Raw genomic sequence first — 20,341 nt, forward strand, 5'->3', positions numbered from 1 at the left:
AAGCAGTGAGAGAAGGAGGCTCCTTGACCGCTCGAATCCCCCAAGGCAACGAAGGCACCAACCGCGCCCAGCGCCGCCGGAACGACCGTCGTCAGCAGCCGTTCCCCGGCCGCTCGATGCCGGTGCGCCGCTCGACCGGCGTCCCGCGCCGCCGGTCGTACTGACCGATCAGCTCATCCGACAACGCACTGCCGACCGAAGGGGATAGCCCATGAACGTCCTTGCCTCCACCGTCTCGCTGACCGTCGACGACGTCGCCGCCTCCAGCCGTTTCTTCACCGAGCACTTCGGCTTCACCGAGCAGATGGCCGCGGAGGGTTTCGTCTCCCTCGGGCACGAAACCGCGAAGGTGACCATCGTGCTGCTTCAGGCGGGCATCGAGGTCTTGCCGGAGAGCCTGCGGCAGCAGCGCGCGTCCGGCGTGATCGTGGCTTTCACGGTCGAGAACCTCGAAGCGGAGGAGAAGCGCCTGCGCGACGAAGGTGTCGAGATCACGTTGCCGCTGCGGGAAGAGCCCTGGGGAGAACGCCTCTTCATGGTCACCGATCCCAACGGTGTTCCCGTGGAACTCGTGGAATGGGTGCAGCAGTAGGGAATCACTCCGTCTTTCGATAAACCAAGGCGAGGCCTGGTCCACAATGGACCAAGCCTCGCCTTGTCGTCGCCGGACCTACTTCATCGTGGCGAGCTGGATGAGGTTGCCGCAGGTGTCGTCGAAGACGGCGGTGACCACCGGCCCCATGTCGACGGCGTCCTGGGTGAACTCGACACCCAGCCCCTTGAGCCGTTCGACCTCGGCGTACACGTCGTCGACGGCGAACTGGGTGAACGGGATGCCGTCGCTCACCAGTGCCTCTTTGAACGGCTTCGCCGCCGGATGGCCGTCCGGCTCCAGCAGCAGTTCGACGCCGTCGGGAGCGGCGGGGGAGACCACGGTGAGCCAGCGGGCGTCACCGGTGGGCACGTCGTGCTTCTTGGTGAACCCCAGCTTCTCGGTGTAGAAGGCGAGTGCCTTGGCCTGGTCGTCGACGAAGACGCTGGTGATGTTGATCCGGATCACGGGTTCGTTTCCTTTCGGTCGATGAGCCACCGTTCGACGATCGACCGCAGCGGGCTCGTGTCGAGGTGGTGGAATTTGTAGCGGCCCTGTCGCCGGGTATGCACCAGGCCCGCCTGTTCGAGCATCGCGAGATGCTGTGAGATGGCCTGTCTCGAAGAGTTCAAGCCGTGTTTCATGGTCAGCCTGCCGCAGATCTCGAACAGGGTCTGACCGTCCTTTTCGGTCAGCTCGTCCAGGATTGCGCGCCGCGTCGCGTCGCCGATCGCCTTGAACAGGTCGCCGTCCATGACTCAGTTATAGGCAAGTGACCACTTGCCTGTCAACTCGGCGGTCAGGACCCGAGGTAGCGCAGGATGGCGAGGACGCGGCGGCTGTAGCCGGCGGTGGTGGCCAGTCCGAGCTTGTCGAAGATGGCGTTGACGTGCTTCTCGACGGCGCTCAGCGACACGAACAGCGACTCGGCGATTCCGGCGTTCGTGTGACCTTGCGCCATTTTCTCCAGCACCGCACGCTCCCGGGCGGTCAGCTTCGCGAGCGGGTCGGTGTGCGTGGTCCGCGCGAGCAGCCGACGGACCACCTCCGGATCGAACGCCGCCCCACCTGCGGCGACCCGGTCGAGCGCGTCCAGGAACTCGCCCACCTGGGCGACCCTGTCCTTCAGCAGATAGCCGACGCGCTCGCCGTCACCGGTGATCAGCTCGGCGGCGTAGCGCTTCTCGACGTACTGCGACAGCACCAGGACACCGATCTCCGGCCAGCGCTTCCGGATCTCGAGTGCCGCGCGAAGACCCTCGTCCGTGTGGGTGGGCGGCATGCGGACGTCGGTGACGATCACGTCCGGCCGATACGCGGCGGTCGTCGAGAGGAGTGCGGCACCGTCGCCGACCGACGCCACGACCTCGTGCCCCTCTTCGGCCAGTAGCCGGACCAGCCCCTCCCGCAGCAGGGTCGAGTCCTCGGCGAGGATCACCCGCACGGCAGCACCGCCGTCACCACGGTCGGCCCGCCGAGCGGACTGTCCACAGTGAACTCTCCGTCCGCGGCCGCGACACGCATCGCGAGGCCGGAGAGACCGCCGCCGGACTCCGACGCCCCGCCCGTGCCGTCGTCGGTGACCCGCACCCACACCCGGTCCCCGTCCCGTTCGGCCTCGATGTCGATCCGCGTCGCCGCGGCGTGCTTGATCGTATTCGTGACCGCTTCGGAGGCGACGAAGTAGACGACGGTCTCGACGGGCGCCGGTGGCCGTTCCGGCAGGTCGACCCGCAGGTGGACCGGTACCCCGGAGCGTTCCGCGAGCGCTTCCAGTGCGGGGTGCAGCCCGTCCGAGTCCAGCGCGATCGGATACACCCGCCACGCGACCTCGCGGAGGTCCTCGAGGGCACGCTGGGATTCCTCGTGCGCCTGCCGGAGCAGCTCCGACGCGTGGCCCGGATCGCCGGCGCGCCGCGCCCGGCCGAGCAGCATCCCCAGCGCGACGAGCCGCTGCTGGACGCCGTCGTGCAGGTCTCGTTCGATCCGGCGGCGCTCACCGTTGACCGCCTCGACCACCTCCGCCCGGCTGGTCGCGAGTTCGGAGACCCGGCGGCGCAGCTGTTCCTTTTTGCTGGGGCCGAAAAAGCTCGTCGCCAGCTTCTGGTCCAGTGTCGCGGCCCCGATGAGTCCTTGCAGGGAAAGGAAAACGAGCAGCGCGCCGAAAAGCGACGTGGTGACGGGGTCGTACCAGTCGGCCGGGGCGTCACCGCCCGGCGACCTGCCGTCGAGGAGCTGATATCCGATGATGAGACCGGATCCGGCACCCAGCAGGATCAGGCCGAAGATCCCGGCGCTGAGCAACCCGATCACACACCGCGGGATCAGATAGGCCATCGCGCGGCGTCCGGTGTAATCCGTCGCGTTCTCCACGCCGAAGTACTTCTCCAGCCGTTGCCGCTCCATTTCGGACAGTGCGCGGGCGCCCGAGAAGACCGGCCGCCGCAACGCGGGGATCGCGAGTGCGATGCCGCCGAAGAGCACATAGAAGAACTCCGCGACCGCTGTCATGGCGCCGATCGCCAGGCCCAGCGTGCCGCGGACCATCTTGCGCAGGTAGCGGCGCATCGCTGCCGGGACAGGCATAGGGCCAGGTTAGCGGGGTATCCGAAGGTCGGTACTGCGGTTTTCCTCAGTGATTTGTGCCGCTTCACCCCAGGGTGCGGAACCCGGGCAATTCGTATGTTCGTTGGTACCCGCAGACGACCACGAAAGGCCGCCATGAACCTCCTCCTCGCCGAAACCGCCAACGAATCGATGGGCGGTCTCGCCGGCTGGGCAGTGTCACTGATGGATTCACTGGGAGGTCCTGGTGCCGCGATCATCGTCGGACTGGACAACCTGTTCCCGCCGATCCCGAGCGAACTGGTGCTGCCGCTGGCCGGGTTCTCCGCCAGCCAGGGAACGTTCACCCTGGTGGAAGCGCTGGTGTGGACCACCTTCGGCTCGGTCGCCGGCGCGGTCGTCGTGTACTACCTCGGCCTGCTGCTCGGCCGCGATCGCACGCGCCGCTGGATGGCGAAGATTCCGCTGGTCAAGACCTCCGACTTCGACAAGACCGAAGCCTGGTTCCACAAGCACGGTCCCAAGGCGGTGTTCTTCGGCCGGATGGTGCCGGTCTTCCGGAGTCTCATCTCCCTGCCCGCCGGGATCGAACGCATGCCGGTCTGGCGGTTCCTGGCCCTGACCACGCTGGGCAGCCTGATCTGGAACACCGCGTTCGTCCTCGCCGGCTACGGCCTCGGCGAGAGCTGGCACCTGGTCGAGAAGTACGCCGGGTTCTTCCAATACTTCGTGCTCGCCGCCGTCGCGGTCGCGGTCGTCCTCTTCGTGGTGACCCGGTTGCGTGAGAAGAGGCGCACGAATGCCTGAGCCGGTGCGGTGGCGCCTGGTCCGGGCGCCACCGCACGCGGTGGTCAGGAACGGAAGGGGCCGGTCACCTCGTAGGTGATCCCGCCGGAGGACGAACCGGAGGTGCCGCGTTGCGAGGAGAAGTACAGCCGGTTCCCCGCGGGGGTGAACGCGGGACCGCAGATCTCCGACGAACTCTGGCCGTCGACCCGCAGGAACGGCGCCACGATGTCGTTCGGCGTGATGATGCAGATCTCCATGTTGCCGCCGTCTTCGGCGACGTACAGGTCGCCCGACGAGGTGCCGGTGACGTTGTCGACCCCGGTCAACGGTGCCGAACCGGGACTGACCAGCGAGTCGTCGTAAGCCAGTTCGTAGGTGCTGTTCGTCAGGTTGAGCTGCCACACGCGGTTGTCACCCTTGGTGGTGAACCACGCGGTGTCGTTGGCGTAGTGCAACCCTTCGCCGCCGTTGAACCGCTTGGCGCCGGAGACCTGGTTGCGGGTGGCGGTGGGGGACCCGTCGGGGTCGGGCACGTTCGCCCAGGTGAAGCTGCCCGATGTCGCCGTGCCCGCCTTCAGCACCTGCAGCGTTCCCGTGGAAAGGTTGCCCCAGGTCGTCGGAACGAAGCGGTAGAAGCAGCCGTCCGAGGTGTCTTCGGTCAGGTAGACGACCTTGCGTACCGGGTCGGCCGCCGCGGCCTCGTGTTTGAACTTCCCCATCGCGGGCCGCTGGACGGCGGCCGTGGCCGGACCGTTCGGCTGGCACTCGTAGACGAAGCCGAGGTCGATCTCTTCACAGGAAAGCCAGGTGTTCCAAGGAGTCTTGCCGCCCGCGCAGTTCTGGCGCGTGTTCGCCAGGATGCGGTGGGCGCCGGTGATGTTCCCGCTCGCGTCGAATTTGACCGCGCTCGCACCGCCGCCGGGGGTGATCTCCGAGTTCGACACGTAGATCCAGCCGCTGCCGTCGGCGAACACCGCGCCCCCGTCCGGCGCGTTGTGCCAGGTGTACCCGGTACTCGCGACCTTCTGGCCGGACCGGGCGATGACCCGGCTGGAGAAGCCCGCCGGCAACTGGATCCCGTTCGCGTCGGCCGCCTGAAGCGCGCCGTACGGGCTGGGGCCGTTCTGGGCGGGTGCGGCGAGGGCCGTCCCCGAGAGCCTGTTTCCGAACGCCGTGACGCCGGCGCCGACCACGGCCGCGCGCAAGAAATTCCGTCGCTTCACTCGTGCCTCCGAGACATCCGCTGATGTGGTGGTGCGGGAAGGAGCGGATCGGAGAGTACGGGCGGAACGGGACTTCCAGGTGAATTCGCGGCGTATTCGCCGCGAGGAGGCAACTTTCGTAGGGAACCTTCGCTCAGCACTATTTCCCGGGCTTTGCGGAGCCCGGGCGCGTCGGCCCCGCCGCGTTGTTCCGCTTCGGCCAGAGCGAGCAGTATTCGCCCGAGCGGTGTGTATCCGCCATTGCGGTGGTGACGGCGTCCGATCAGGTGACGCCAGCTGGCGAGATGCTCGTCGAGCCCGTGCTCTCCCGGAACGGCGCGGAGCAGCACGCGAAGCAGGACTCTCGTCTGGTTTTCGTTACCGGGCACGGTGTCGCGGGCCAGCGCGTCGGCCAAGGTACTGCGGGACTGACCGGTCGCGACGGCCAGCGCGCGGATGCTGAGGCCGCTTCGGTCGCGGAGTTCGCGTAAATGCGCCATGAACTCCGCTTCCGTGTTCATCGTTGTGCCCGTGCGGGCACGGTCCCGCTGAAGACGGCGGTGAAGAGTCCGATCGCGATTCCTGCCGCGATGGATGCGCTCGTACCGGCGAAGGTCAGCAGTGTGGTGAATATGGCGAGAACGCTCAGGCAGACGATTTGACCGGTCGAAACGCACTTACGCTTTGGCCGTAACGGGGAAAGAATTCCTTGACTCATGACCTTGCCCTCTCCTGGCGCACATCCAGGTTGGGTGGCGCGCAATGCACGTTATCAAAACGTGATAGGGAGTTTAAGGTGAGTCGATGTCCGGGTTCGTCCGGATTCCGGAATGCCGAAAGCCCCGGACCCTTGGCGGGATCCGGGGCCTCAGGGCTGTCGGCCTCGCGTCGTTACGCCGCTTGGGCGACCGGAGCCGTCGCCGGGGCCAACGCGATGTCCAGCACGTCGCGGACGTTCGCCACGGCGTGGACGTCCAGCTGCGCCAGCACTTCGGCCGGGACGTCGTCCAGGTCGGGCTCGTTGCGCTGCGGAATGATCACCGTCTTCATCCCCGCCCGGTGCGCGGCCAGCAGTTTCTGCTTGACCCCGCCGATCGGCAGCACGCGTCCGGTCAGCGACACCTCACCGGTCATCGCGACGTCCGACTTCACGACCCGCCCCGAAAGCAGGGACGCCAGCGCGGTCGTCATCGTGATTCCGGCGCTCGGCCCGTCCTTGGGCACCGCGCCCGCGGGGACGTGCACGTGGATGCCGCGGTCCTTCAGGTCACCGACCGGGAGTTCCAGTTCGGCGCCGTGCGAGCGAAGGTACGACAGCGCGATCTGCACCGACTCCTTCATCACCTCGCCCAGCTGGCCGGTCAGGTGCAGCCCGGTCGAACCGGACTCCGGATCGGCCAGTGACGCCTCGATGTAGAGCACGTCACCGCCGGCACCGGTCACGGCCAGCCCGGTCGCCACGCCGGGAGTCGACGTGCGCTGGGTCGACGCGGGCAGCGAAGACTCCGGCAGATGCCGCGGCCGGCCGAGGTAGGTCTCGAGCCCGTCGGCGTCGATCGTCAGCGGGAGCTCGACCTCGTCCAGCGCGACCTTGGTCGCCACCTTCCGCAGCACCTTCGCGATGGTCCGGTTCGCGTTGCGTACCCCGGCTTCCCGCGTGTACTCGGCGGCGATGCGGCCGAACGCGCCGTCGGTCAGCGTGACGTCGTCCTTGCCGAAACCGGCGCGGTCCAGCTCGCGGGGGAGCAGGTGGTCGCGGGCGATGGTGACCTTCTCGTCCTCGGTGTAGCCGTCGAGGGTGACCAGCTCCATCCGGTCCAGCAGCGGGCCGGGGATGGTTTCGAGCGCGTTCGCCGTCGCGAGGAACACGACGTCGGACAGATCCAGTTCGACCTCGAGGTAGTGATCGCGGAACGTGTGGTTCTGCTCCGGGTCCAGCACCTCCAGCAGTGCGGCCGTCGGGTCGCCGCGGTAGTCGGCGCCGACCTTGTCGATCTCGTCGAGCAGCACGACCGGGTTCATCGAGCCTGCTTCCTTGATGGCGCGGACGAGCCGGCCGGGCAGCGCGCCGACGTAGGTCCGGCGGTGACCGCGGATCTCGGCCTCGTCCCGGATGCCGCCCAGCGCCACCCGGACGAACTTGCGGCCCATCGCCTTCGCCACGGACTCGCCGAGCGACGTCTTGCCGACCCCGGGAGGACCGGCGAGCGCCAGCACCGTGCCGGCCCCTCGCCGGCCACCACCCTCGACGGAGCTTCGCCCTGCCTCGATCCCACTCTGTCCACCGGCCGGGCCGAGCCCCGACTCCGCGCGGCGCTTGCGCACGGCCAGGTATTCGATGATGCGTTCCTTCACGTCGTCGAGACCGGCGTGATCGGCGTCGAGGACGTCGCGCGCGGCGGCGATGTCGTGGACGTCGGTGGTGCGCTCGTTCCACGGCAGTTCGAGGACCGTGTCCAGCCAGGTGCGGATCCAGCCGCCCTCGGGGGACTGGTCGGAGGTGCGCTCCAGTTTGTCCACTTCGGACAGTGCGGCCTTCTTGACCGCGTCCGGCAGCTCGGCGGCCTCGACGCGGGCGCGGTAGTCGTCGTCGTTGGCGGTGCCGTCGAGTTCGCCCAGTTCCTTGCGGATCGCTTCGAGCTGGCGGCGCAGCAGGAACTCCTTCTGCTGCTTCTCCATGCCCTCCTGGACGTCCTTGCGGATGGTGTCGGTGACCTCGAGTTCGGCCAGCTGCTCGCGGCTCCATTCGAGCGCCTTTTCCAGCCGTGCCGAGACATCGAGCGCGGAGAGCAGTTCGAGCTTCTGCTCGGTGTTCAGGTACGACGAGTTGCCCGCGAGGTCGGCGAGCGCGGACGGATCCTCGACCTCCTGGACGGCGTCGATCATCTGCCAGCCGCCACGCTGCTGAAGGATCGCGAGGACGACGCTCTTGTACTCGGAGGCGAGCTTCGCCGAGTTGTCGTCCGTGGTCTCGGTGGCGACCTCGGCATGCACCCAGCGGGCGGCGCCGGGGCCGTCGGCGATGCGGCCGACGACGGCGCGGCGGGTGCCGCGCAGCAGTACCGCGGTCTTGCCGCCGGGCACCCGCCCGATGCGCTCGACGGTCGCGATGGTGCCGAGTTCGGCGTATTCGCCATGGACGCGGGGGACGATCAGCACCTCGGCCTTGGCGGCGGTGCCGGAGCGGATCCCCGGGAAGGAAGCCTGGGCGGGCGTGTTGGCCTGGGCGGACTCCACCGCGGCCCGCGTCTCCGTGTCGGCGAGGTCGAGCGGGACGATCATGCCCGGCAGCACGACGTCGTCATCGAGGGGGAGAACGGGCAGGAGGCGGTTGTCGGTCATCTGTGCACTCCTCGGTTAGTTGAGTCTGCTTAGCTCAACTCTCCGATCGACCCGTTTGTTTCCTCCTCGCGTTCGCCGTCAGCGATCACCCATCCCTCCGATCTCTACCCGGAGACGCGGCACGGTTAGCCCGCTAAAGGCGAGGCGTCACGGACAGAGGTCGGATGTCAGGGGTGGACGGCGACCCCGCACCAGGCGAACGGCCGGGCGCCCTTCTCGTCCCGTCGCAGCTCCCGTATCGGCCGCCAGTCGGGCAGGTGGACGACGCCGGGCTCCAGCAGTGGCCAGTCCCCGAAGAGCGGCTCGATCTCTTCGCGGTCCCGCATCCACACCGGGTTGCTCGTCTTCCGGTACTGCTCGACCATCCAGTGGAGCCCGTCGGCGTCCTCGCCGGTCTGGCCGCCGAAGCTCATGTGCGACAGCCCCAGCCAGCTACCCGGAGCCAGGGCGTTCCGGTAGGTCGCGACCAGCGCGGGCGGATCGTCGTGCGGTCCGGCGAAGTGCAGGACGGCCATCATCATCAGGCACACCGGCTGGTCGAAATCGATCAGCCGCAACGTTTCCGGATGCCGCAGGACGTCCTTCGGCCGCCGCATGTCCGCCTGGACGATCCCGGCCCAGCCGGTCGCGTCGTGCCGTTCGAGGATCAGTTCCGCGTGCGCCACCGCGACAGGCTCGTAGTCGACGTACACCACCTTCGCCGTATCACCCGGCTCCAGTTCTTCTTGGAGGATCTCGTGCACGTTCCCGGCTGTCGGGACACCGGAACCCAGATCGATGAACTGCCGGATCCCCGCGTTCAGCGCGGCGCGCACGACGCGGTTCATGAACTCGCGGTTGTGCCGCGCGCCCGGTTTGACCCACCGCCACTGCCGTTCCAGCGCGCGGGCGAACTCGCGGTCGACGGCCCAGTTGTGGGTGCCGCCGAGAAACCAGTCGTAGATCCTCGCCGCGGACGGCTTTTCGGTGTCGACCCCGGTGGGCGCCACCGGGGCCGCGTCTTCGTCCCTCGTCACACAAACCCCCTGATCGTCTGCGAAAGAGCCTATCGGGATCAGGGCACCGCCGGTCGGCGCCGCCAGTAGGTCCAGAGCGGCCGGTAGCCCTGCGCGTACCAGAACGGCGTCGAGCGAGGATTGGCCAGCGCGTGGTGCAGCAGCACGGCTTCGGTGCCGCACTCGTCGAAGATCTGGTGCGCGTGCGCGGCGAGCGCCGTTCCCACCCCGCTCGACCGCGCCGGCTCGGCCACGGCCAGCGACGACAGGTAGCCGACCCGGTCGGCCGCGACCCGGTCGCTGATCCACGCCGTCTCGCCGGGGAACTGCACCCGCACCATGCCCAGCGCGCGCCCGTACAACTCGGCGACCCACAACGTCGGGTTCTCCCGGCCCAGGTGTTCCGACAGGTTCGCGGCGATCGTTTCCTCCGCGCCGTCTCGCAAGGTGACAGATCCGAACTGCGCGTCGTAGCGCTGCAATTCCAGTTCGAGTCCGACGGCGGTTTCGAGATCATCCGCCTCGGCGGGCCGGATGTGCACTCCCGGAGTGGCGGGCGGTCCCGTCACGGCGAGCCGGTCGGCCGGGCGGACCGCGATCACCAGCGTCGGCGCGAAGCCGCGGCGCAGCAATTCGGCCGATCCGGGGGAGTCGCGGCTGGGACGCACCACGGTCGCCGCCGTCTCGACATCCCCTGGTGGGGACACGGTCTTCAGATGTTCATCCCATTGGGTGAGTAATGCGTCAAAGACCGCTTCCGGACGAGGACCGGTGAGCCGCGCTTCGAGGCGATGTTCGACGAGGGCCCGCCACGGAGAGTCAGCGGATTCGGGACCCGCCTCGGAGCGTACCGACAATCCGGCGGCGGCCGAGTCGTCTTCTGTCGCGGAGAGTGACACGGCGCCCTCGACAGGCTCCAGTGCAGGCATTTCGGGGAGCAGGGCGTCCACGGTGGCGAGCCGTTCGGCATGCCCGGCGGCGATGGCGTGGCTATTCATAGGGCTATTCAAGCCCCTACTCTCGGGTCCGCCGGGAACTTCACGAGATTGGCCGGGGTGTGGCGTCACGTGACTTCCGGTAGTCGGAAGGAACGCGAATAACGCTCCCATTTCACCCCTTGGTCCACGCAGGTCAGCGCGACTCGCCCATTGTTAACCCTGGGGTGATCTCATACTGTCTCGAATGGGACTTGGGTACGCCCTCCGGGGTACCGTATTGCCCTCGTCCCCGAGGTCGCGGTGGGACAAGACCGGTTGGGCAGCCGGGAAGGAAGGTCGGATGCCGGACACGAACGGCAGGCCCGGGAGCGCCGCACAGGCGACAGCGGGCAAGGGAGGCGCCGTTACGGAGGCTCGTACCGACGAGCGACGGTTCCGCGTCTACACCTTCGCGGTACTCACCATGGGCATCGCCGCCGCGGCCGCGGTCAGCCTCTGGCTGGACTTCGAGGCTTCGGACGACCTGTTGTGGATCGGGCCGATCCTCGCGCTCGCGTTCCTGCTCGCCGAACAGCTCGGCATCAACGTCGACGTCCGCAGCGGCATCTCGTGGACGATTTCGTTCACCGAGATCCCGCTGGTCATCGGATTCTTCGTCGCTCCGTTCGAAGTCGTGCTCGCCGCCCATCTCGCCGCGGGCATCGGAACCCTGCTGGCCCGCAAGGTCGCGGGCCGCGTCCTCTACAACGCCGGCGCCTTCCTGCTGGAGATCACCGGCGCGTTCGCCGTGGCAGGACTGGTGAAACAGGCCTCCGGTGCCCACGACATGACCTGGATCGCCGCGCTGGCAGGCACTTTGACCGCGCCGCTGGTCAGCACGCTGCTCGCGCTCGCCGCCGTCCGCGTGCTGCGCCGCCGGATGCGCGTCAGCACCGCGATCCGGCTGACCGGCCGCATCCTGGTCGTCGGCTTCGTCAACGCCTCGGTCGGTCTTTCCGGTTATTTGGTCATTTCCGGGACGCCGAAGGCCTGGCCGCTCGTGCTGGCCGTCTTCCTCGGGCTCACCGCGCTGTACTGGGCGTACTCGGATCTGCTTCGCGAACAGCGCGACATGGAAGCGTTGTCCGACGTCAGCCTGATGGTCGCGCGATCCGGCCAACAGGCCGCCGCGCGGCCCGCCGGACGAGCCGACGAACTCGTCGGCGGCGTCGACGTCCGCGAGTGGGCGACCATCGCCGAACGCATCAAGGACCAGCTGGCCGCCGGCCGGGTCGTGCTCAGGCTGCGGCTGGAACCCAAGGACACCATGCGCATGGTCGTCGCGGGCGACGAACTCCCGCCCGTCGACCCGGCCGCCGACGACCCGTTGCTGCGCCTGCCCGGCGCGCACGTCCGGCATTTCCGGATCACCGAAGCCAATCCCGACGTCCGCTCCGCGTTGCTCGACCGCGGCGCGCAGGAGGCGCTCGTCGTGCCGCTGCGCAGCGCGAACCAGCTGCTCGGCGTCGTCGAGGCGCACGACAGGCTGTCCCGCTGGCGTGGTTTCGGCAAGTACGACGTCCAGCTGCTCGGCACGATGGCCAGCCACCTCGCGACCTCGCTGGACAACCGGCGCCTGCTCGCGACCCTGCGCCACGACGCCTACCACGATCCGCTGACCGGCCTGCTCAACCGGCCGGGCTTCCGCCAGGTCGCCAAGGAACCGTTGCGGGAACAGGTCGACGCGGTCGTGCTGCGGGTCGACCTGGACGTCTTCTCCACCGTCAGCGACGCCCTCGGCTACGTGTGGGCCGATCGGATGGTCATCGCCGCGGGCCGCCGGATCCGCGACGCGCTCGGTCCCGACGTTCCGCTCGCCAGGCTCGAAGGCGCGTCCTTCGCGGCACTTCTCGTCGGCTGCGCGCCGGAACGCGCCCAAGCCGCCGCGGAGCTGCTCCGCGCGGAACTGGTCGCCCCATACCCCGTGGACCGGCTCTCCGTCGAAGCCAACGCGATGATCGGTTACGCCACCTCGTCGGCCGAGGATGACGACCAGGTCGACGTCGACGGGCTCCTGCAGCGCGCCGACGTCGCCGTCCGCGCGACCAAGGGCGGAGAAGAGGTCCGCGGCTACATGGCCAGCATGGGCCAGATCTTCATGCGCCGGTTCCAGATGGTCACGCAGTTCCGGCAGTCGCTCGAAGAGGGCCAGCTGAGCGTCCACTACCAGCCGAAGATCACCCTGCCGAACCGGCAGATCCAGGGCGTCGAAGCGCTCGTGCGCTGGGTGCATCCGGAGTTCGGCAGGCTCGGTCCCGACGAGTTCGTGCCCGCGATCGAAGCGGCAGGCCTCATCGGCGTCCTGACGTCGTTCGTGCTCGAAGAGTCGTTGAAGCGCGTGCGGAAGTGGCTCGACGAGGGCCTGCGCATCTCCGCCGCCGTGAACCTGTCGGTGCGGAACCTGGCCGACGAGGACTTCCCGACGAAGGTCGCCCGCGAACTCGACCGCTTCGGCATCCCGCCCGAGCTGCTCACCTTCGAGCTCACCGAGTCCGGTGTGATGTCCGACCCGCAGAAGGCGCTGCCGATCCTGCGGGAACTGCACTCGCTGGGCATCGTGCTCGCCGTCGACGACTTCGGCACCGGCTACTCGTCGCTGGCGTACCTGCGGCAGCTTCCGGTCGACCAGGTCAAGATCGACAAGAGTTTCGTCCTCGGCATGGGCACGGACCTCGGCGACCTCGCCGTCGTGCGCTCCATCGTCGAACTGGGCCATTCGCTGGGCCTCACGGTCGTGGCGGAGGGCGTCGAGGAGGACGTCGCGCGGGATCAGCTCGAGGCGATGGGATGTGACGTGGCCCAGGGTTACCTCATCTCGCGGCCGCTGCCGGAGGACCGCTTGGAGGCGTGGCTGCAAGCCCGCACGGCGCGCTCGCCCGGACGGCACTCCGAGACCGTCTTGACCCTGCTGACCTGAGGTTTCGCGGTAACCGGCCCCCCGGTCGAGGCCCCTCCACCGGCCTGCTAGTCTTTCCAAGTCCTCGCGAGAGGGCAAGGCCCCTTTAGCTCAGTCGGTAGAGCGTTTCCATGGTAAGGAAAAGGTCTACGGTTCGATTCCGTAAAGGGGCTCGCAACCTCAACCGCGTCACGCAAGCGTGTCGCGGTTAGGGTTATGTAAGGGCGGTGTAGCTCAGCTGGCAGAGCAAGCGGCTCATAATCGCTGTGTCGCCGGTTCAAGTCCGGCCACCGCTACGCGGTAATCCTGGGTATCCCAGGCCTAGTAGAGAAGGAAATGCTGTGGCTGCCACTGACGTGCGACCGAAGATCACGCTCGCGTGTGAGGAGTGCAAGCACCGCAACTACATCACCAAGAAGAACCGGCGCAACAACCCGGATCGCCTGGAGATGAAGAAGTTCTGCCCGAACTGCGGTACGCACCGGACTCACAAAGAGACCCGCTGAGCGTCTGGCGGTTCTATCAGTCTTGCCCGAAGCCGCCCTGGTCACCAGGGCGGCTTCGGGTGTTTTCGGGTCTGTAACCTGCTCGGGTGGCCTTGGACCAGTCGTTCACCGGGCGGGTGTACCCGCCGACCAGTACCTATGAAGTGAGTCGCGAGAAGATCAGGGAGTTCGCCGAAGCGCTCGGCGACACGAACCCGCTCTACCGCGACACCGAAGCGGCGAAGGCGGCCGGTCACCCCGACGTCATCGCGCCGCCGACGTTCCTCACCATCATCAACCTCGCTTCGATCAACGCGATCGTCTCCGACCCGGAGCTGGGGCTCGACTACTCGCGGATGGTGCACGGCGACCAGCGGTTCACCTACACACGGCCGGTGCACGCGGGCGACGTCCTGTCGCTCACCACGTACATCGACACCATCATGACCCGCGCCGGGAACGACTTCATCAACCTGCGCGCCGAGATCTCCGGCGCCGACGGCGGCCCGATCGCCACCACGAACGCCCAACTCGTGGTCCGAGGGGAGGGCGCGTGAGCACGTTCACCGCCGGAGAAGAACTGACACCGCTGACCGTCGACGTCACCAGGGAACAACTGGTGCGCTACGCCGGCGCTTCGCTGGACTTCAACCCCATCCACTGGAACGAGACCTTCGCCAAGGAGGTCGGCCTGCCGGACGTCATCGCGCACGGGATGCTGACCATGGCACTCGGGGCGCGGCTCGTCACCGACTGGCTCGGCGACCCCGGCCGCCTCATCGACTACTTCGCGCGCTTCACGCGCCCCGTGGTCGTGCCGAACGACGGCACCGCGACGATCGAGTTCACCGGGAAGGTCGCCGTGGTCAACGACGACGGCACCGCCCGCGTCGACATCACCGCCAAGTTCGAGGGCAAGACCGTCCTGGGCAAGGCGCAGGCGGTCGTCCGCGCCTGACGTCTTCAAAGCGAGAGCAAGGGACCTTTGCTACCGTCGCTTAGCCTGCCTAAATAAGCGATAGCAAAGGTCCCTTGCTCCCTTTTCGCAGGTCAAGAGGGCTGTGGTGAAACGCCGAGCCCTACGCGATCTTGAGCAGCTTTTCGATGACCTCCGCCATGCCTTCCGCGCCCCGGGCGTTCGGGTGCAGCGGCGCGGCGGGGACCGAGGGCGCGGGGCCTTCGACCCAGCGCCGGTTCGCGGCGCTGCACATTTCCCGGCCCTTGCTCGCGGTCGACATGTCGGCGAAGCCCGCTTCGTGCTCCTTCGCCGTCTCCTGCAGTGTCGTGTTCAGCCGCTTGAGCGAGTCGCGGAAGTAGGCCACGTCTCCCGCGCCGACCGGCAGGACCGGCCAGCAGCCGGCGTCGTCGTCCGGAAGCACCGTCGGGTACCCGACGACCACGATGCGCGCCGAGGAGGCCTTCGAGCGGATCTGGTCCAGGATTCCGCCAAGCCGGTCCGCGGCGGCGGTGATCCGCTCGGCGAGCTGGTCGCGGCCCCCTGCGGTCAGCTGGGTCTTGCAGGGCGAAGCGGTCTGCTGCTGCGTCGTGCACTGGCTCGCAAAGCCGACGAAGCCCACGTCGTTGCCGCCGATCCCGACGGTCACCAGTGTCGTGTCGCCATCGACGGCGTCGAGCTGCGGAGCGTTCGTGCCGTCACGGGTCTTCTGTTTGCCGGTGAGGTGTTCGGTCGTGGCGCCACCGCAGCTGACATCGACGAACTCGGCCGGACGCAGCTTCGCGGCCAGGAGGCTCGGATAGTTGTTGTCCGAGCGGTCGCAACCCGCCGGGGCGCCCGCCGGCCGCCCAGTGCCCGGCGAAGCCGTGTAGGAATCGCCCAGCGCCACATACCGGCCCGAGCCGTCCGAAGTGGTGACCCCCGCCGGTGTCACCGACGTCCCCCGCTCCCACAGGTGGTAAGCGATCCCCAGCACGGACAGCACGATCACCAGGAAGAGGCAGCCTCCGCCAGTTCTCCGCTGCGTCACCCGTTCGTTGTACGCGACCCGGGTCGCTTTTGTCATCGGTCCGACCGTCGGGGAAGCACCGGTGAACGGGTGATCTCGCGTCCGATGAGATGTGGATCACAGTCGATATGGAGATAAAGGCCTTCACCCTTTCGGGACGAGGTCCCGCAGCCCGGCGGCGAGGTCGAGGGCGTGGGTGACGTCCCGTGCGAGGTAGTGGGGGTCGACGAAGGCCTCGCTGATCCCGGTTTCGGCGGCCGCCGCCAGCTGGGCGGCGACGTCCTCGAGGTCCGTGCCGGGTTTCGGGTTGATCCGCAGCACTCGCCGCAGCGCACCGGGGTCGCGGCCCGCCTTCTCGGCCGCGCTCACCACGGTTTCCCAGAGTTTCGCGAGGTAGGGCGCGGGCAGTCCGGCGGGCAACCAGCCGTCGGCGCGGCGGCCGACGCGGTCCAGCGCCGCTGCCGAGAGCCCACCCAGCAACAACGGCGGATGCGGACTCTGCGCCGGGCGCAGTCCCACCTTCGACGGCGGGATCCGCCAGCGATCGCCTTCGTGCTCGACCGGATCGTCGGTCCAGAACTTCCGAAGGACGTCGAGGAGCTCTTCCAGTTGCTTGCCGCGGCCCTTCCAGGGCGTGCCCGTCGCGGTGTACTCGTCGCGAAGCCAGCCGGTGCCCAACCCGACATCCAGCCGGCCGCCACTCACCTGGTCCAGTGAGGTGAGCATCCGGGCGAGCACCACGGCTGGATACACCGTTCCGGTGAGCGTGCTGGTGCCGAGCCGGATCGTCTCGGTGACGGTCGCGGCCGCCGTCAGCAGGATCAGCGGATCCGCGAAGGTGACGAACTCCGGCGGGTACGGCCGTTCCGGGGTGCCGCCGGGGTAGAAGTCCGACGGCGAAACCGGCGCCAGCACGCGATCCCCGACCCACAGCGACTCGTACCCGAGCTTCTCGGCGGCCGCGGCGAAACCGGTGACGGCATCGAGGGAAGCGAGGGGGCCGTACTGCGGAAGGGCGATTCCGAGGCGCATCACGGTCACCGTGCTTCCGCGAGCAGCAGGCCCAGCCTGGAAATTCCTTCGGCGAGATCGTTTTCGTTCAGCGCATAGGAAATCCGGAAGTACCCCGGCGTGCCGAACGCCTCGCCGGGCACCACGGCGACTTCGGCCTCGCGCAGGAGCAGATCGGCCAGCGCGACCGTGTCGGCCGGCCGCTCACCGCGGATCTCTTTGCCCAGCAACGCTTTCACCGACGGATAGAGATAGAAGGCGCCGAGCGGCACCGGAGCTTCGACACCGGGAATCCCGGAGAGCAGGGAAAACGCCGTCTTTCGCCGGGAATCGAACGCTTCGCGCATCGCGTGAACGGCGTCGAGCGGACCGCTCACCGCGGCCAGCGCGGCCCGCTGCGCGACGTTCGAAACGTTGCCGCACAAGTGCGATTGGTACGCCGTCGCCGCCTTGACCACGTCCTGCGGGCCGAGCAGCCAGCCCACCCGCCAGCCGGTCATCGAGTACGTCTTCGCCACCCCGTTGAGGACGATCGTCCGGTCGGCGAGTTCCGGTACCAGGACGGGCATCGAGAGCGCTTCGGCGCCGTCGTAGACCAGGTGCTCGTAGATCTCGTCGGTGATGACCCAGAGGCCGTTCTCGTACGCCCAGCGCCCGATCGCCTCGACCTGTTCGCGCGGGTACACCGCGCCGGTCGGGTTCGACGGCGACACGAACAGCAGCACCTTCGTGCGCGGCGTCCTCGCGGCCTCGAGCTGCTCGACGGTGACCAGATAGCCCGTCGTCTCGTCGGCCGTGACCTGCACCGGAACCCCGCCGGCGAGAGCGATCGACTCCGGGTACGTCGTCCAGTACGGCGCGGGCAGCAGCACCTCGTCGCCCGGGTCGAGCAGCGTCGCGAACGCCGAGTGGACCGCCTGCTTGCCGCCGTTCGTCACCAGGACACGGCCGGGATCGACCTCGTACCCGGAGTCGCGCACGGTCTTCGCCGCGATCGCCTCACGCAGCTCCGGCAGCCCGCCCGCGGCGGTGTAGCCGTGATTGACCTTGTCGCGGACGGCCGCTTCGGCGGCTTCGAGCACGTTGGCCGGGGTGGGGAAGTCCGGCTGACCGGCGCCGAAGCCGATCACCGGCCGACCCTGCGCCTTGAGCGCCCGGGCCTTCGCGTCGACGGCCAGCGTGGCCGACGGCGTGATGCCGCCGACGCGGGCCGAGACGCGGGAAGCCGGCGAAGACGAGGGTGCGGGAGCGCTCATGGCGACATCGTGGCACGATCATGGGGTCGGCCGTGGGGGAACTTCCTCGCGGAAGGCTGCTCCGCGCCGCTTTGCGGGGCGCGGTTGCGAAGCTGTTCCGGGGTTGCCGTAGACTTCTGGTCTCGGAACGCACTACGGTCGTCCCCGCCACGGCGGTGGGGACGATGGAATGCGTCCTCGGGAGCTCCAGGGCATCGGGGCTCCAAAGGGGTGTAGCTCAATTGGCAGAGCAGCGGTCTCCAAAACCGCAGGTTGCAGGTTCAAGTCCTGTCACCCCTGCGTAAGCGAACTGGTGAAGGCGGAGGAGTGGTCGTGAGCGACAGCGACGCCAGCGGTGAGAAGGCGCAGGACGGCGCCGGGCGGAAGCCCGACGAACAGTCCCGCCCGGTGACCGCCGCTGCCCGGCGTGAGCGCCGTGCGTCCGCGCGCCCGTCCGGTAAGGCCGACGCCAAGTCGGACGACAAGACCCGCCCCGCCGGCAAGGCGAAGGCCGGGGACAAGACCGAGAAGTCCAAGGACGCCAAGGGCGCGGCGACTCCGAGGCGCGATCGCAAGCCGAAGCAGGCGTCGATCTTCGCCCGGCTGATGCGCTTCATCCGTGAAGTCTGGGCCGAGCTGCGCAAGGTCATCTGGCCGAACCGCAAGCAGATGGTCACCTACACCGCGGTGGTGCTGGTCTTCGTGGTGTTCATGGTGGCGCTGGTGAGCGGCCTCGACCTGGCCTTCAAAGAGGTCGTCGGTGCCGTCTTCGGCAGCTGAGGCAGCCGTTGGCGGTGCCTGAGCGGCATCGCACGCCTGCCCGGTGCCACGGCAACCGATCAACTGAGAGGACGGAACGTGACCTCCGAAAACGGCACAGCAGCCGGTCATGAGCTGACCGAGCTTTCCGACGAGCAGGTGCACTCGGCACTCGGCGACGAGCAGTCCGAGCACCTGGACTCCGTCGAGGTGCCCGCCGCAGGCGACGAGGTCGACGAAGCCGGAGATGTCGCGGAGGCCGAAGAGGCGTCCGACGAGACCGACGACACCGCTGCCGACGACACCGCCACCGAGCCCGAGGCGGCCGAGGACGTCGACCCGGTCGCGAAGATGCGCGCGGAACTCAACGCCGCTCCCGGTGAGTGGTACGTCGTGCATTCGTACGCGGGTTACGAGAACAAGGTGAAGACCAACCTCGAGACCCGGACCCAGACCCTGGACGTCGAGGACTACATCTTCCAGATCGAGGTCCCGACCGAAGAGGTCACCGAGATCAAGAACGGCCAGCGCAAGCAGGTGCAGCGCAAGGTGCTGCCCGGCTACATCCTGGTCCGGATGGACCTGAACGACGCCTCGTGGAGCGCGGTCCGCAACACGCCGGGTGTCACCGGGTTCGTCGGTGCCACGTCGCGTCCGTCGCCGCTGACCGTGGACGAGGTGCTCAAGTTCCTCGCGCCCAAGGTCGAAACGGCCGCGCCCGCCAAGCCCGGCAAGGGCGAGGCTGCCGCTTCCGAGTCGCAGCTGGGTGGCCCCGCGGTCGAGGTCGACTTCGAGATCGGCGAGTCGGTCACCGTCATGGACGGTCCGTTCGCGACGCTGCCCGCGACGATCTCCGAGGTCAACGTGGACGGACAGAAGCTGAAGGTCCTGGTGTCGATCTTCGGCCGGGAGACCCCGGTCGAGCTGTCGTTCAACCAGGTCTCCAAGATCTGACGGCCGCCAGACGGCCGGCAGTCCCCGCGTACTGGCAGGTGTGCGGGGGACTCAAGTCAGTAAGAAGGAACCAACGAAATGCCACCCAAGAAGAAGAAGCTTGCGGCGATCATCAAGCTGCAGATCAAGGCGGGTGCGGCCAACCCCGCGCCGCCGGTCGGCCCCGCGCTGGGTCAGCACGGCGTCAACATCATGGAGTTCTGCAAGGCCTACAACGCCGCGACCGAGTCGCAGCGCGGGGACGTCGTCCCGGTCGAGATCTCCGTGTACGAAGACCGTTCGTTCGACTTCAAGCTCAAGACGCCGCCGGCCGCGAAGCTGCTGCTGAAGGCCGCGGGCGTGGAGAAGGGTTCCGGCGAGCCGCACAAGACCAAGGTCGCCAAGGTCACTTGGGATCAGGTCCGCGACATCGCGAAGACCAAGGAATCCGACCTGAACGCGCACGACGTCGACCAAGCCGCGAAGATCATCGCCGGTACCGCCCGCTCGATGGGCATCACGGTCGTCGACTGAGTTCCACCCGGCTCCATCGTGGGAGAGCCAAGTGCTGGCTCCAACACCACACTGATCCGTTG

General features: G+C 68.1%; 22 protein-coding genes and 3 tRNA genes. 13 read left to right on the forward strand and 12 right to left on the reverse strand.

Annotation, left to right across the window (positions count from 1 at the left end):
* The first annotated feature begins 23 nt into the window (after positions 1-23).
* Together P3102_RS02905 and P3102_RS02910 are read left to right on the forward strand one after the other, a co-directional pair.
* Complete coding sequence (locus P3102_RS02905; protein ID WP_276366307.1) at positions 24-164, forward strand: hypothetical protein; 141 nt, start codon at positions 24-26, stop codon at positions 162-164.
* A gap of 47 nt (positions 165-211) precedes the next feature.
* On the forward strand, positions 212-592 hold the full coding sequence (locus tag P3102_RS02910; RefSeq protein ID WP_276366308.1) for a VOC family protein: 381 nt from the start codon (positions 212-214) through the stop codon (positions 590-592).
* A 78-nt stretch (positions 593-670) separates the two neighbouring features.
* Here the strand turns inward: P3102_RS02910 and P3102_RS02915 are convergent, their stop codons facing one another.
* Genes P3102_RS02915 through P3102_RS02930 form a run of 4 tightly spaced genes read right to left on the reverse strand, consistent with a single transcriptional unit; the run spans position 671 to position 3,178 of the window.
* A complete protein-coding gene (locus tag P3102_RS02915) occupies positions 671-1,060 on the reverse strand; it encodes a VOC family protein (RefSeq protein ID WP_276366309.1) in 390 nt (129 codons plus the stop codon).
* Complete coding sequence (locus P3102_RS02920; RefSeq protein WP_276366311.1) at positions 1,057-1,347, reverse strand: metalloregulator ArsR/SmtB family transcription factor; 291 nt, start codon at positions 1,345-1,347, stop codon at positions 1,057-1,059. The genes P3102_RS02915 and P3102_RS02920 overlap by 4 nt, the downstream gene beginning before the upstream one ends.
* A gap of 44 nt (positions 1,348-1,391) precedes the next feature.
* On the reverse strand, positions 1,392-2,036 hold the full coding sequence (locus P3102_RS02925; RefSeq protein WP_276366313.1) for a response regulator transcription factor: 645 nt from the start codon (positions 2,034-2,036) through the stop codon (positions 1,392-1,394).
* Positions 2,027-3,178, reverse strand: coding sequence for a sensor histidine kinase (locus P3102_RS02930; protein WP_276366315.1), 1,152 nt, complete (start codon positions 3,176-3,178; stop codon positions 2,027-2,029). Before P3102_RS02930 ends, P3102_RS02925 begins: the two co-directional genes overlap by 10 nt.
* Positions 3,179-3,313: 135 nt before the next feature.
* Here P3102_RS02930 and P3102_RS02935 point away from each other — a divergent pair, with 135 nt between their 5' ends.
* Positions 3,314-3,964: a DedA family protein gene (locus P3102_RS02935; RefSeq protein ID WP_276366317.1), complete on the forward strand. Its 651-nt coding sequence runs from the start codon at positions 3,314-3,316 to the stop codon at positions 3,962-3,964.
* 44 nt (positions 3,965-4,008) lie between these two features.
* Here P3102_RS02935 and P3102_RS02940 read toward each other — a convergent pair whose 3' ends face one another.
* The 5 genes from P3102_RS02940 to P3102_RS02960 all read right to left on the reverse strand — a co-directional run bounded on the left by P3102_RS02940 (position 4,009) and on the right by P3102_RS02960 (position 10,483).
* Positions 4,009-5,169, reverse strand: coding sequence for an alkaline phosphatase PhoX (locus tag P3102_RS02940; RefSeq protein WP_276366318.1), 1,161 nt, complete (start codon positions 5,167-5,169; stop codon positions 4,009-4,011).
* Entirely contained in the window at positions 5,166-5,669 is a 504-nt protein-coding gene (locus tag P3102_RS02945; RefSeq protein WP_276366320.1) for a helix-turn-helix transcriptional regulator, read from the reverse strand. The genes P3102_RS02940 and P3102_RS02945 overlap by 4 nt, the downstream gene beginning before the upstream one ends.
* A gap of 370 nt (positions 5,670-6,039) precedes the next feature.
* Positions 6,040-8,490 (reverse strand): endopeptidase La, encoded by a 2,451-nt coding sequence (gene lon, locus P3102_RS02950; RefSeq protein WP_276366322.1) that lies wholly within the window; start codon positions 8,488-8,490, stop codon positions 6,040-6,042.
* A gap of 167 nt (positions 8,491-8,657) precedes the next feature.
* A complete protein-coding gene (locus P3102_RS02955) occupies positions 8,658-9,506 on the reverse strand; it encodes an SAM-dependent methyltransferase (protein WP_276366324.1) in 849 nt (282 codons plus the stop codon).
* A gap of 38 nt (positions 9,507-9,544) precedes the next feature.
* Complete coding sequence (locus tag P3102_RS02960) at positions 9,545-10,483, reverse strand: GNAT family N-acetyltransferase (protein ID WP_276366325.1); 939 nt, start codon at positions 10,481-10,483, stop codon at positions 9,545-9,547.
* Positions 10,484-10,763: 280 nt separating this feature from the next.
* Between P3102_RS02960 and P3102_RS02965 the strand changes: the two genes are divergently transcribed.
* The 6 genes from P3102_RS02965 to P3102_RS02990 all read left to right on the forward strand — a co-directional run bounded on the left by P3102_RS02965 (position 10,764) and on the right by P3102_RS02990 (position 14,801).
* On the forward strand, positions 10,764-13,379 hold the full coding sequence (locus P3102_RS02965) for an EAL domain-containing protein (RefSeq protein ID WP_125788784.1): 2,616 nt from the start codon (positions 10,764-10,766) through the stop codon (positions 13,377-13,379).
* Positions 13,380-13,458: 79 nt separating this feature from the next.
* A tRNA-Thr gene (locus P3102_RS02970) sits at positions 13,459-13,531 on the forward strand.
* A gap of 50 nt (positions 13,532-13,581) precedes the next feature.
* Positions 13,582-13,654, forward strand: a tRNA-Met gene (locus P3102_RS02975).
* Positions 13,655-13,699: 45 nt separating this feature from the next.
* Entirely contained in the window at positions 13,700-13,864 is a 165-nt protein-coding gene (gene rpmG, locus P3102_RS02980) for a 50S ribosomal protein L33 (RefSeq protein ID WP_005152047.1), read from the forward strand.
* A gap of 86 nt (positions 13,865-13,950) precedes the next feature.
* Positions 13,951-14,400, forward strand: a complete 450-nt coding sequence (locus tag P3102_RS02985; protein ID WP_276366327.1) for a MaoC family dehydratase N-terminal domain-containing protein — start codon at positions 13,951-13,953, stop codon at positions 14,398-14,400.
* Positions 14,397-14,801, forward strand: a complete 405-nt coding sequence (locus P3102_RS02990; protein WP_276366329.1) for a MaoC family dehydratase — start codon at positions 14,397-14,399, stop codon at positions 14,799-14,801. The genes P3102_RS02985 and P3102_RS02990 overlap by 4 nt, the downstream gene beginning before the upstream one ends.
* A gap of 121 nt (positions 14,802-14,922) precedes the next feature.
* Here P3102_RS02990 and P3102_RS02995 read toward each other — a convergent pair whose 3' ends face one another.
* From P3102_RS02995 to P3102_RS03005, 3 genes are all read right to left on the reverse strand, one after another.
* A complete protein-coding gene (locus tag P3102_RS02995) occupies positions 14,923-15,864 on the reverse strand; it encodes an SGNH/GDSL hydrolase family protein (protein WP_276366333.1) in 942 nt (313 codons plus the stop codon).
* Between the two features lie 87 nt (positions 15,865-15,951).
* Complete coding sequence (locus P3102_RS03000; RefSeq protein WP_276366334.1) at positions 15,952-16,848, reverse strand: TIGR03619 family F420-dependent LLM class oxidoreductase; 897 nt, start codon at positions 16,846-16,848, stop codon at positions 15,952-15,954.
* Positions 16,845-18,074 carry a pyridoxal phosphate-dependent aminotransferase gene (locus P3102_RS03005; RefSeq protein WP_276366336.1) on the reverse strand — a complete coding sequence of 410 codons (1,230 nt, stop codon included), beginning with the start codon at positions 18,072-18,074 and terminating at the stop codon, positions 16,845-16,847. The genes P3102_RS03000 and P3102_RS03005 overlap by 4 nt, the downstream gene beginning before the upstream one ends.
* A 206-nt stretch (positions 18,075-18,280) precedes the next feature.
* Between P3102_RS03005 and P3102_RS03010 the strand changes: the two genes are divergently transcribed.
* From P3102_RS03010 to rplK, 4 genes are all read left to right on the forward strand, one after another.
* Positions 18,281-18,353 (forward strand) — tRNA-Trp (locus P3102_RS03010).
* A gap of 27 nt (positions 18,354-18,380) precedes the next feature.
* Entirely contained in the window at positions 18,381-18,833 is a 453-nt protein-coding gene (gene secE, locus P3102_RS03015) for a preprotein translocase subunit SecE (RefSeq protein ID WP_276366337.1), read from the forward strand.
* 78 nt (positions 18,834-18,911) lie between these two features.
* On the forward strand, positions 18,912-19,766 hold the full coding sequence (gene nusG, locus P3102_RS03020) for a transcription termination/antitermination protein NusG (protein WP_276366339.1): 855 nt from the start codon (positions 18,912-18,914) through the stop codon (positions 19,764-19,766).
* A 78-nt stretch (positions 19,767-19,844) separates the two neighbouring features.
* Positions 19,845-20,279, forward strand: a complete 435-nt coding sequence (gene rplK, locus P3102_RS03025; RefSeq protein WP_076164368.1) for a 50S ribosomal protein L11 — start codon at positions 19,845-19,847, stop codon at positions 20,277-20,279.
* Positions 20,280-20,341: the final 62 nt, after the last annotated feature.

The organism is Amycolatopsis sp. QT-25 (assembly GCF_029369745.1).
Classification (GTDB): domain Bacteria; phylum Actinomycetota; class Actinomycetes; order Mycobacteriales; family Pseudonocardiaceae; genus Amycolatopsis.